11 protein-coding genes are annotated in these 11,304 nt (G+C 64.5%); 3 read left to right on the forward strand and 8 right to left on the reverse strand.

Annotated elements, in window-relative coordinates; all coding sequences use genetic code 11:
- Nucleotides 1-5: 5 nt before the first annotated feature.
- Both ABIC76_RS16650 and ABIC76_RS16655 read right to left on the reverse strand, forming a co-directional pair.
- Entirely contained in the window at nt 6-785 is a 780-nt protein-coding gene (locus ABIC76_RS16650; protein ID WP_354534613.1) for an oxepin-CoA hydrolase, alternative type, read from the reverse strand.
- Between the two features lie 26 nt (nt 786-811).
- On the reverse strand, nt 812-2,383 hold the full coding sequence (locus ABIC76_RS16655) for a 3-hydroxyacyl-CoA dehydrogenase (protein WP_354534614.1): 1,572 nt from the start codon (nt 2,381-2,383) through the stop codon (nt 812-814).
- 46 nt (nt 2,384-2,429) lie between these two features.
- Between ABIC76_RS16655 and ABIC76_RS16660 the strand changes: the two genes are divergently transcribed.
- On the forward strand, nt 2,430-3,083 hold the full coding sequence (locus tag ABIC76_RS16660) for a glutathione S-transferase (protein WP_354534615.1): 654 nt from the start codon (nt 2,430-2,432) through the stop codon (nt 3,081-3,083).
- Between the two features lie 20 nt (nt 3,084-3,103).
- On the opposite strand, the gene ABIC76_RS16665 is transcribed toward ABIC76_RS16660, so the two are convergent.
- Nucleotides 3,104-4,276, reverse strand: a complete 1,173-nt coding sequence (locus ABIC76_RS16665) for a pyridoxal phosphate-dependent aminotransferase (RefSeq protein ID WP_354534616.1) — start codon at nt 4,274-4,276, stop codon at nt 3,104-3,106.
- A 12-nt stretch (nt 4,277-4,288) separates the two neighbouring features.
- Nucleotides 4,289-4,813 (reverse strand): putative toxin-antitoxin system toxin component, PIN family, encoded by a 525-nt coding sequence (locus ABIC76_RS16670; protein WP_354534617.1) that lies wholly within the window; start codon nt 4,811-4,813, stop codon nt 4,289-4,291.
- Between the two features lie 37 nt (nt 4,814-4,850).
- On the opposite strand from ABIC76_RS16670, the gene yaaA reads away from it, so the two are divergent.
- Together yaaA and ABIC76_RS16680 are read left to right on the forward strand one after the other, a co-directional pair.
- Nucleotides 4,851-5,624 (forward strand): peroxide stress protein YaaA, encoded by a 774-nt coding sequence (gene yaaA / locus ABIC76_RS16675; RefSeq protein ID WP_316873329.1) that lies wholly within the window; start codon nt 4,851-4,853, stop codon nt 5,622-5,624.
- A gap of 14 nt (nt 5,625-5,638) precedes the next feature.
- Entirely contained in the window at nt 5,639-6,784 is a 1,146-nt protein-coding gene (locus ABIC76_RS16680; RefSeq protein WP_354534618.1) for a M14 family metallopeptidase, read from the forward strand.
- Between the two features lie 40 nt (nt 6,785-6,824).
- Here ABIC76_RS16680 and ABIC76_RS16685 read toward each other — a convergent pair whose 3' ends face one another.
- The 4 genes from ABIC76_RS16685 to ABIC76_RS16700 form a co-directional block, all read right to left on the reverse strand.
- On the reverse strand, nt 6,825-7,661 hold the full coding sequence (locus ABIC76_RS16685; RefSeq protein WP_354534619.1) for a BspC domain-containing protein: 837 nt from the start codon (nt 7,659-7,661) through the stop codon (nt 6,825-6,827).
- A gap of 147 nt (nt 7,662-7,808) precedes the next feature.
- Nucleotides 7,809-9,407, reverse strand: coding sequence for an ABC transporter substrate-binding protein (locus tag ABIC76_RS16690; RefSeq protein ID WP_354534620.1), 1,599 nt, complete (start codon nt 9,405-9,407; stop codon nt 7,809-7,811).
- Nucleotides 9,408-9,568: 161 nt separating this feature from the next.
- On the reverse strand, nt 9,569-10,780 hold the full coding sequence (locus ABIC76_RS16695; protein WP_024975336.1) for a DUF2863 family protein: 1,212 nt from the start codon (nt 10,778-10,780) through the stop codon (nt 9,569-9,571).
- A 97-nt stretch (nt 10,781-10,877) separates the two neighbouring features.
- Nucleotides 10,878-11,159 (reverse strand): hypothetical protein, encoded by a 282-nt coding sequence (locus ABIC76_RS16700; protein WP_102066372.1) that lies wholly within the window; start codon nt 11,157-11,159, stop codon nt 10,878-10,880.
- Nucleotides 11,160-11,304: the final 145 nt, after the last annotated feature.

Consider the following 11,304-nt stretch of genomic DNA (forward strand, 5'->3'; position numbering starts at 1 on the left):
GGAAATTAGCGGTATCGGGGTTTGCGCTTTTGCAGGAAGGCGGAGATGCCTTCGTTGCCGTCGGCGTGGTGCAACGCTTCGACAAAGCTGTGCTGTTCGGCCTTGAGGTGATCGTGCAGTGAGGCGTCTTCGGCGTGCGCGATCAGGCCCTTGATGCGGCCTACCGCGTGCGGCGATTGCGCGGCGAGTTTCTCGGCCAGTGCCAATGCCTGGTCCAGCGCCTCGCCGGGTTTGACCACCTCATTGATGAGGCCGAAGTGCGCGAGCCGCTCCGCGCTGACAGGCTTGCCGAGCATGATGATTTCGCTCGCCAACGGGCGCGGCAGGAAGCGCGCGATGTGCCAGGAGCCACCGCCGTCTGGCGTCAACGCGACGTTCACATATGCCATCACGAACTTCGCGTCCGACGCGGCAATCGCAAAGTCGCACGCCAGCACCAGCGAGAAACCCGCGCCTGCCGCCGGGCCTTCCACCGCGGCAATCACGGGCTTGGGAAACGTGCGGATCGTCTCGATCCAGTGGTTGAGCGCGTCGATGCCGTCTTCCTGCACGCTCCTCGGCTTGCTTCGGTTTTCCAGCAGGCGGTTCAGGTTGCCGCCCGCACAGAAGGCATTGCCGTCGCCCGTGAAGATGATGGCGCGAATTTCGTTGTCGTTGGCGGCGCGGTCCAGCGCTTCCATCGACGCGGTGTACATCACCGGGTCCAGCGCGTTGCGCGCGTCAGGGTTGGACAGCGTCAGCACCAGCGTCGAGCCGATGCGTTTGGAGAGCAATTGCGCGGTCATGGCAGCCTCGTGAGGGTAAGCGGCAATCAGGCGTCAGGCGTAAGCAGCGACAGGCCCAGACGGGCACGGCGCAGCAGCCACGGGCTCGGGCGATAACGCGGGTCGCCATAGAGCACGTAGAGGTTCTGCAGGACTTCAAGGATGGCGTTCGTCCCCAGCGTATCGCCGAGCGCCAGCGGCCCTTTGGGATAACCGAGCCCCAGCGTGACAGCGAGGTCGATGTCGGTAGGCGTGGCAATGCGCTGCTGCGCGATGTCGCACGCGATGTTGACGATGCACGCGACGATGCGCTGCGCCACAAAGCCACCCGAATCGCGGATCACCGTAACGGGCACGCCGTCGGAGGCCAGCAAGCCGTGGGCGGCATCGCGGTAGGCCGTGTCGGTGGCGGGCGTGGTCATCAGCGTGCGGCGCTTGGTGGCGGCAAACGGATAAAGCGTGTCGAGCGCGACGGTGCGGCGTGCGTCGAGTCCCTCGGCGGCCACGCAGGCTGTCGCGTCCAGCCCGCGCGGCGTGACGATGATCAATGCATCGACGGACGGTTTGGAACCGCCCTCGGGCGTGATGCCCAGATCGAGCAACAGGCGCTGCGCTGCGGCGTGGCCGGCGTCATGCGCGCGGCTGATCCACACCGAAGACGGGCGCGCGGACGGGGCGGGCGTTTCCGCCGGCACCTGTTTCTGTCCATCCGGATAACGATAGAAACCTTCGCCCGTCTTGCGGCCCAGAATGCCGCCGGCAAAGCGCACCGCCGTGATCTGCGACGGACGATAGCGCGGCTCGTCGTAGAACTGGCGGTAGACCGATTCCATCACCGGGTGCGAAACGTCCAGCCCCGTGAGGTCCATCAACTCGAACGGCCCCATGCGGAAGCCGGCCTGCTCGCGCATGATGGCGTCGATGTCCGCATAGGCCGCCACACTTTCCTGCGCCACGCGCAGGCCTTCGGTATTCATGCCGCGACCGGCGTGGTTGACGATGAAGCCCGGCATGTCGATGCAGCGCACGGCGGTGTGCCCCATGCGCTTGGCGAGTGCGGCCAGGGCGTCACCGGTGGCAGGCGCGCTGCGCAGGCCGTCGATGACTTCGACCACCTTCATCAGCGGCACCGGGTTGAAGAAGTGAAAGCCCGCGACGCGTTCGGGGTGCTTGCATGTCGCGGCAATCGCGGTGATCGACAGCGATGAGGTATTCGACGCCAGGATGGCATCCGCGCGGACGATGTCTTCGAGCTGGCGGAAGAGATCGCGCTTGACGTCGAGCTTCTCGACGATTGCCTCGACCACGAGGTCGCAGTCGGCCAGATCGGTGAGCGCTCCTGCATGGACGAGCCGCGCGACGGTGGCGTCGGCTTCCTCCGCCGTCATCTTGCCCTTGGCGGCCAACTTGGCGAGCGTATCGGCCAGTGCAGTGCGCGCCGCTTCCACGGCTTGCGGGTTGGCGTCGAACAACTTGACGCGCAAACCTGCCTGGGCCGCGATCTGCGCAATGCCACGCCCCATGGCGCCTGTGCCCACAATCCCGATAGTCTGCATATGAAATCCGCTGCGATCGAAAGAAGTCTGGCTAAAATAGCACGAGCGTGCGATTTCTGGCATCCGCACCGACCATAACCAGCGGCCAAATTACCAAGGAGACGCGTTCATGCTGACGCTTTACGGCTTTTCTGCGAGCAACTACTACAACAAGGTCAAGCTCGCCCTGCTGGAAAAGGGCATCCCTTTTGAGGAATCACTGTGCTGGCCGGAGCAGACGGACGGCGAAATCTCGCCGCTGCACAAGGTGCCGTATCTGAAAGATGGCGATCGCGGCATGTGCGAATCGCAGGTCATTGTCGACTACTTGGAAGCGCGCTATCCGGAACATCCGCTGATTCCGGCCGATCCGTTCCAGGCGGCCAAGGTGCGGGAGGTGGTGACCTTCCTGGAGCTGCACCTGGAGTTGGTGGCGCGCCAGCTGTTTCCCGAGGCGTTTTTTGGCGGCAAGATCAGCGACAACCTGAAGGTCAAGGTGCGCGAGCAACTGCAGAAGAACATCCCGGCGGCGGCCAAGCTGTTCAAGTTCGCGCCTTACGTCGCGGGCGAGACGTTCACCATTGCGGACTGCGCGGCCATCGTGCACTTCCCGCTGGTCAGCCAGGCCACCAAGATCATCTACGGTGAAGACCTGCTGGCGCAGGTCGAGGGCGTCAAGCCTTACCTGGCCCAGATGGCGGAAAACCCGAACGTGCAGAAGGTTCGGGCAGACAGCAAGGCCAATCTGGAAAAGATGCTGGCGCACTACGCCAGCAAGCGCTGATCGGCCTCAGCTTTACGGTCTTACACCTTCGACAAGCGCTCCAGGGCAACCTGGAGCGTTTCGTCCTTCTTGGCGAAGCAAAAGCGCACCACGCCCGATTCGTGCGGCTGCGAATAGAACGCCGATACGGGAATTGCCGCCACGCCAATCTCGCTCGTCAGCCACTTGGCGAACTCGGCCTCGGGCAGACCGGAGATGGCGCTGTAATCCACGCACTGGAAGTACGTGCCCTGGGAGGGCAGCAGCTTGAAGCGCGTTTTCTCTAGCCCCGCGCGGAACAGGTCGCGCTTGTGCTGATAGAACGCCGGCAACTCCAGGTATGGACGCGGATCCGCCATGTAGTTTGCGAGGCCGTGCTGCACCGGCGTGTTGACGGTGAACACGTTGAACTGGTGCACCTTGCGGAATTCCGCCATCAGCGCGGCGGGGGCGGCCACGTAGCCGACCTTCCAGCCCGTCACGTGATACGTCTTGCCGAAGCTCGAGACCACGAAGGCGCGCCGCGCCAGCTCGGGAATGCGCGCCACCGACGCATGCGGCACGCCGTCGTACACCATGTGCTCGTACACCTCGTCGGAGAGCAGCAGCACATTGGTCGGCGCCAGGATCTCAGCGAGCTTGCGCATGTCGTCCGCATGCCAGACCGTGCCGGTCGGGTTGTGCGGTGTGTTGAGCATGATCAGGCGCGTGCGCGGTGTGATGGCCGCCGCCAGCGTGTCGAACGGGATGCGGAAGTCCGGTGCGTTCAGCGTGATCGGCACGACCTTGCCGCCTGCCAGTTCAATCGATGGAATGTAGCTGTCGTACGTCGGCTCGAAGACGATGACTTCATCGCCGGGGTGCACGCAGCACAGCACGGTCGTCAGCAGCGCCTGCGTGGCGCCGGCGGTGATGGTGATCTCGCGGTCGGCATCGTAAGCGTGGCCGTACAGATTGGCGATCTTCGCTGCGATGGCCTGGCGCAGGGCGGGCACGCCGGTCATCGGCGGGTACTGGTTCAGGCCGGCGCGCATGGCGTCCGATACCGCATCGACGATGCGCGGGTCGCAATCGAAATCGGGAAAGCCCTGGCCCAGGTTGACGGCCTGCTTTTCCACGGCCAGCGCAGACATCACGGTGAAGATGGTGGTGCCGACATTCGGCAGCCGCGACGGCGGCGGGACGATGGGTGCGAGCGATTCAACAGTGGTCATGACAAGACGGCTTCAGGCTTGATTCGGGATGGCAGCTAGGGGCGTGTTTTCCAACTGGACCAGCGCGACGAACTGCTTGGGCGGCAGCACCGCCACGTCGCAATACTTTGCCATGCGGCGCTTGAGCTTGAGCACGGCGCGGTCCTTGGAAACGAGATAGGCAACGTCGGCGGCATCGGCCAGCGCGAGAAATTTCTGGTCGTCGCGATCCTTGCAGCGCGGGACGAACGCTTCGCCTTGCGCGCGGGCCGCGTCTTCAGGATCAGCGACGGACCGGGTCACGCGGTCGACCCACGCGAGTGCGGCCTCCGCGTCGACGGCGTAGCGGGCGAATTGCGGATAGTCGAGCACGCGGCGCAGTTCTTCACGGCAGGCGGGGCTGATGATGGCATCCAGCCGGCCGGCTTCCAGCGCAGCGCGGATTGGGCGCGCAACCGCATCGTCGAAGACCAGGATGTCGACCCAGATGTTGGAGTCCAGCACCACGCGCGGGGCCGGAGCCTGGGTGGAGTGGGCGAGGGCGGCAGCGTCTGCCATTCGATACAATTCCAGACTTGTGAACCGCGATTCTGACATGATCATCGTCCTCTCGCCGGCCAAGTCGCTCGACTACGACACCCCGCCGCGCACCAAGACCCACACGCTGCCCGATTTCATCGCGCGCTCCGCAGAACTCATCGAAGTGCTTCGCAAGCTGTCGCCGGCCCAGATCGGCACGCTCATGCACATTTCCGATCCGTTGGCGGCGCTCAATGCCACACGCTACGCCGATTGGTCGCCCGAATTCACGGCCGAGAACAGCAAGCAAGCCGCGCTCGCCTTCGACGGCGACGTCTACGGCGGGCTCGACGCCAATTCGCTGGCGGTCGACGATCTGCAGTTCGCGCAGAAGCATCTGCGGATTCTGTCGGGGCTGTACGGCGTGCTGCGCCCGCTCGACTGGATGCAGCCGTATCGGCTGGAAATGGGCACGCGCCTTGCCAATCCGCGCGGCAAAGACCTGTACGCCTTCTGGGGCGACGAGGTGACGCTGGCGCTGAACAAGCTCTTCAAGCAGGACGACGATCCCGTGCTGGTCAATCTCGCGTCGGAAGAGTATTTCAAGGTGGTGCGGCCCAAGGTGCTCAAGGCGCGCATCGTCACGCCGGTGTTTGAAGACTGGAAGAACGGCCAGTACAAGATCATTTCGTTCTATGCGAAGCGTGCGCGTGGTCTGATGGCGCGCTACGCGATCGAGCATCGCATCACCGATCCGCGCAAGCTCAAGGCGTTCGATGTCGACGGCTATGCCTTTGCCGCTGCCGATTCCGACGACGAGCGCTGGGTCTTCCGCCGCAAGCTCACCTGATGACAGGATCCGACATGACTGCCAATCAACCGCACATTTCCAGCGCATTCGACAGCGGCGCCATCGAAATCGTCGATGTCGCACGCGCCGATGCCATCCGCCTGCGCATTCGCCGCGATTCGCACGCGGATTTCACGCAGTGGTTCCACTTCCGCCTGCAAGGTGTGCGGGGCCAGGCCTGCAAGCTCGCACTGGAAAACGCCGGCGAATGCACTTACGCCGCCGGCTGGAAGGACTACCGCGCCGTCGCCTCGTACGACCGCGAGCATTGGTTCCGTGTGCCGACCCGCTACGACGGCAAGACGTTGACGATCGAGGTGACGCCCGAGCACGACAGCATCTGGTTTGCCTATTTCGAGCCGTATTCGGATGAGCGCCACCTTTCGCTCGTGGCCGCTGCGCAAACGAAACCCGGCGTGCGCACGCAGCGCCTGGGGCAAACGGTGCAGGGCCGCGACATGACCAGCATCACCGTCGGTGAACCCGGCCCGGGCAAGAAAAACGTGTGGATCATCGCGCGTCAGCATCCGGGCGAGACGATGGCCGAGTGGTTCGTCGAGGGCTTGCTCGCGCGTCTGACGCGCCAAGGCGTCTGGAGCGGCGATCCCATCGGCCGTGTGCTTGCCGAGCGCGCCGTCTTCCATATCGTGCCGAACATGAACCCGGACGGCTCGTCGCTGGGCAACCTGCGCACCAATGCCGCGGGTGCGAACCTGAACCGCGAGTGGATGGAACCCGACGCGCAGCGCAGCCCCGAAGTGCTGGCGGTGCGCCAGGCCATCGAGCAAACCGGCGTCGATCTGTTCTTCGATATCCACGGCGACGAGGCGCTGCCTTATGTGTTCGTGGCCGGCAGTGAAATGCTGCCCGGCTTTACCGATGCACAGCGCGCCGACCAGGACCGCTTTGTGGCGGCGTTCCTGCGGGCATCACCGGATTTCCAGACGCGATACGGCTACGAGGCCAGCAAGTACAACGAAGACGCGCTCAAGCTCGCCTCCAAGTACATCGGCCACACGTATGGCTGCCTGTCGTTGACGCTGGAAATGCCGTTCAAGGACAACGCCGACCTGCCCGACGCACGCGTGGGTTGGGACGGCGCCCGCAGCGCCGCATTGGGCGCGGCCATGCTGCAGGCGATCCTGGAGTATCTCGGCTGAAGATAAACGCCGCGCCGCCTCGGGTGGCGGCGCGTTGCGCTTAGTTGGAGGACGACTTCTTCGTCGTCTTCTTTGACGTCGACTTGGCGGTGGACTTGCTTGCCGTGGTCGACTTGGTCTTGGCGGCGCCGCTGCCCTTGGCTGATTTGGCCGTCGCTTTTGTCGAGGCCTTGCCCTTGGCGGTGGCCTTGCCGTGTGCCGCCGCACTCGTCGTGCAGCGATGACCGCGGCGGCAGTGCGTGCGCGCTGTTGACGACGAAGGCGCAGCGGCTGGCGCGGCGAATGGCTGACCGTTGGCGTCGAGCAGTTCATACGCCAGCATCATCCCTTCGTCATACCCGCAACGCACGCGCACGGGTTCCCACTGGTCATTGCCCGTGCCGCGCTTGTGCACGGCGGCATTGAAGGTGATCACGCTCGACACCTTGATCGCACCTTGCTTGCTGGACGAGAAGCGCGAGTCCCATGGCTCGACCTTGGCCTGGTCGTTGGAAAGCGCACCCGTCGGCAGGCGGAACTGATCGAAATTGGTCGAGCGCGGAATGATCCAGCTCGCATGCGCAGCGCAGTCGGCCACGTCGGGGCGGGCACCTTCCGATTGAATCAGGCGATCACGAGTTTGTGCGCGGTACTCGGACAAGCTCATCTTGTCCTTGGACGGCAGGTTAACCGTGGTGGTGCCGCTGCTGTCGGTCGAGCCGAAGACGATGGGCGGCGTGGTCGGGGCGGGCGGGGTGGCCGGCTTGGCTTGCGCTGCCGGAGTGCTCGGCGTGGCGTTGGTGGCCTGGGCCGACGCATCGGTCGGTTCAGTCTGCAAGTTGGAGCAGGCGGCCAGCAAAGCGACGACGCCGAGACAGAGTAGTTTGGGTCGCAACATCACGAGTGTTACAGGGTGTCGGCGTGGAAATCGCCATGATAGAGGAAAGCTCAGGACGAAAGTTCCTGCTAGTTACCCCAATGCGGCACATCAGGCGAATTTGCTGTAACAGCGCGTTACGGCACGGTGTTCGTTACCAACCCATCATCATTGCTTGGTGAACAACCAGGCAAGCGACCATTCGTCGGTGCGGGCCTCGTAGCGAATGCCCTTGCGCATGGCCCACGTGGCGAGCTGGTGATGCGACGGGATGATGGCGTAGTCGGTCTGCGCAAAGCGCGCCGCGGTCTTGGCGGCCTGCTCGTGTGCCTGTTCGCTCGACACCGTCGAGAGCGACGTTTGCACCAGCTTGTCGAGTTCCGGGTTGCTGTAGCGGCCCCAGTTCCACGAGCCGTAGCCGGTTTGCGCGTTGGGCGTACCGAGAATGCTGCGCAGCGCCACATCCGCCGCCACCGAGCCCCAGCCCAGCATCATGAAGGAGAACTCGCCCTGGCGCGCACGCGAGAAGTACGCCGCCACCGGCAGCGTTTCCACCTTCGTCTGGATGCCGATGCGCGTGAGCAGCTGTGCGGTGGTCTGCGCGACCTGCGCGTCGTTCAGATACCGGTTGTTGGTGGCGTGCAGCGTGAGCCCGAAACCGTCCGGATAACCGGCCTCGGCAAGCAGTTTCTTGGCGCGTGCCGGGTCATATGCGATCGGCTTGCCTCCCGGGTGCCCGAAGATCTGCGGCGACACGATGCTCGATGCCACCACGCCCTGGCCCTCCAGCACGCGGCTGACGATGGCATCGCGGTTGATGGCCAGCGCGATGGCCTCGCGCACGCGATGGTCCTTGAGCGGGTTCTTGGCCAGCGGCTTGCCGGCCTTGTCGGTCACGAACGGCGAAGCATCGCGGCTCTGATCCATCTGCCAGAAAATCGTGCGCCACGACACCTGCTGTTCGAGGTGGAATTTGGGGTCTTGCTTGATGCGCGGCACGTCCGCAGCCGGTACGGCCTCGACAACATCCACATCGCCCGAGAGCAGCGCGGCTGTGCGCGCCGCATTGTCGGTGATGATCTTGAAGGTCACCTTGTCCCACTGCGGCGCGCGGCCCCAGTAGTGCGGGTTCTTCTTCAGGACGATTTCCTGCCCGCGCGTGAAGTGGTCGAACAGGAACGGACCGGTGCCGATCATGGCGCGGCCCGCATCAAAGTCCGCCTGCGCGGCATCGGCCACCTTTTTCGGGAGGATGGGCAGGCTGTTCAGATCGTTGGGAATGCTCGCGTAATTCGGTGTCGACAGTTTCAGGCGCACCGTGAGCGGATCGACGATCTGTACTTCGGTGATCGATTTCGTATAGCTCGTGAACGGGCCCGGGCTGTTGGTCAGGCGCGCCGGCCGCTCGATCGATGCCTTCACGTCTTCGCCGGTGAACGCCGTGCCGTCGCTCCACTTCACGTTGGGGCGGAGCTTGATCTCCCAGGTGTTGGCGTCGACGGGCTTCCAAGAGGTGGCCAAGCCAGGCGTGTAGCGGCCGTTCTTGTCGAGAAAGACCAGCGACTCGAAGATGTGCAGCGCCATGGCGTTGTTGGGGCCGGCGTTGTTCCACTGCGGGTCCATCGACGTGACGTCGGCGGACAGGCCGATGCGCAGGTCGTCGGCGTGCACGGCGAACGGCGCCGCGGCAGCCGCTGCCAGCGCACAGGCTGCGAGGTTGCGGATCAGGGCGCGGATGGGAACACACAAGAGGGCACGGGTTGTCATCGGGAGGCTCCTGGGGTTCGGCGGTGATGCCATGTGGCGGAAGACCGTCATTGTGCCGCAGCCCGGCGGGGCGCGTGCGACGCAAACCGACAATCAATATGAACGATCGCGGAGCAATAAAAAAGCCACCCGAAGGTGGCTTTGATCACGCGCGTCGGCCGTCAGTGGAACAGTGGCTGCTGGGTCGGCGCGTCTTCCGGCATTTCTGCGTGGACGATTTCGGCCGAGCGGTCCGCATAGAGCGGGGCGCCGCAGTCTTCGCAGTACTCGGGTTCGAAGAGCTGGCCGTGGCGGAAGATGTCTTCGATGCCGCAGGCACGCAATTCATCGCAAATCTGCTCAAGCGGGCTGCCCGGTTCGCCTTCCGCGGTGACATCCGTGGCGCCGCCGTCGCGGCCGTAGACGGGCCAGACAATGCCGTAGATGAGGTCTTTCTCGCCGCGCACCGTGAAGGCCACGCGGTATTCCTCGATCTGTTCTTCACCGAACGCGCCGATGATGGCGCCGAAGCGGTTGGCCGGCATATCGAGCGCGCCCTGCAGGTAATTGACGGCAGCGCGCACGGTCAGCGGGCGGATCTGCTTGTCGGACTCGCGGCAGGACAGGAAGAAGGCGTCCGGCAGGAGCAGGTCGAACTCGCAGCCGGGCATCAGCGTGGAGATGGTCGGCGTGACCTGTTCGCGCCATTGCTCCAGGCAGGCGGAGCGCTCTGCGTGGTGCTCCTTGGCATCTTCCTGCCAGCGGAACAGCGCCTGGCCGTGCTGCGCCACGACGATCGCCACCAGGTAGCGAGGGTCGGCCAGGATCGGCGCCGTTTCCGGCATGTCGCGCAGTTCAACCTTGGCCGGCTGGCCCGACAGCGCATACGCGGCCAGCTTGTGCGTGAGCGCAAAGGTGTCGGAATGCGTGCGCGGCAGCTGATCGATGCTGTACAGGTAAGGGGCCAGCGCCACACGGGCGTTGGACGCCATCACATGCGCCTGCAGGTGTACCTGCAGCGTTTGCGCCATCTCGGGCTTGATGGTGCCCGAGGGGATCATGTAGCGGGTGTGCGCGAGGATGGGCGCCGCGATCAGCAGCGCGTCATATTCGACGCCGCCCGAGCTGAGGATGGCCGATTCGGCGAGCGTCTCGGCCTGTTCGGCCAGCACGTCGGAGGCTTCCTCGTTGTGCTTGAAAAGATGGTCTAGCGCGGCGTCGAGCGCGGTCTGGCTGCCGTTCTTGAGCAGCCGGGAAAGACGTTCGGACAGCCTTTGTTCCCAATAGACGTCTTCGATGCGGCTGCCCGACGCGTCGAGCGCCAGCGCATCGGCCACCAGCCGTTCTGCATCGGGGGAAAGACGTTGGGGAGCCTTGGAGCGGAATCCTGCCATGCTGTGCCGTACCGTTCGTTGGAAGAATGAAGGGGCGTTATTTTACCCTTGTACGCTGCTGCGCGACGCCCGTTGCGAAACCTGTCAGGCGAAAACCTTAAGGCTTGGCCGCAGGCGCCGAGGCTGCGGAGGCCGGGCTGCTTGCGCTCGCAGGTGCGGAAGCCGCTGCGGGTTCGGATGCAGCCGGCGTGCTGGCCGGTGCCGGATGCGTCTCGGCTATCGGCGCGGAAGCTGCCATTGGCGGAGGCGGGGGCACAGGCGCCGCTGCTACGGCGGGCGTTGCCGGGGCTGGCGCCTGGGCGTCGGTCTGCGGTGCCTTGAACAGGATGTAGAACACGGCAGCCGCCACGACGATGAAGGCAAGTACCACTTGGGCCATGGGTGCGGGACTCCAGCAATGAAACGGTCAGGCGAGGCCGGGCGGCGAGCGTGCCGCCAACGGGGCGGGCACATCACACGGCCGATTCGGCACACTGTACCAAAGCCTGCTTGCCGATTGGGGCATCGTCACCTTGTTTGATTTG

It is taken from the genome of Ralstonia sp. 1138 (assembly GCF_040544795.1).
Classification (GTDB): domain Bacteria; phylum Pseudomonadota; class Gammaproteobacteria; order Burkholderiales; family Burkholderiaceae; genus Ralstonia; species Ralstonia flatus.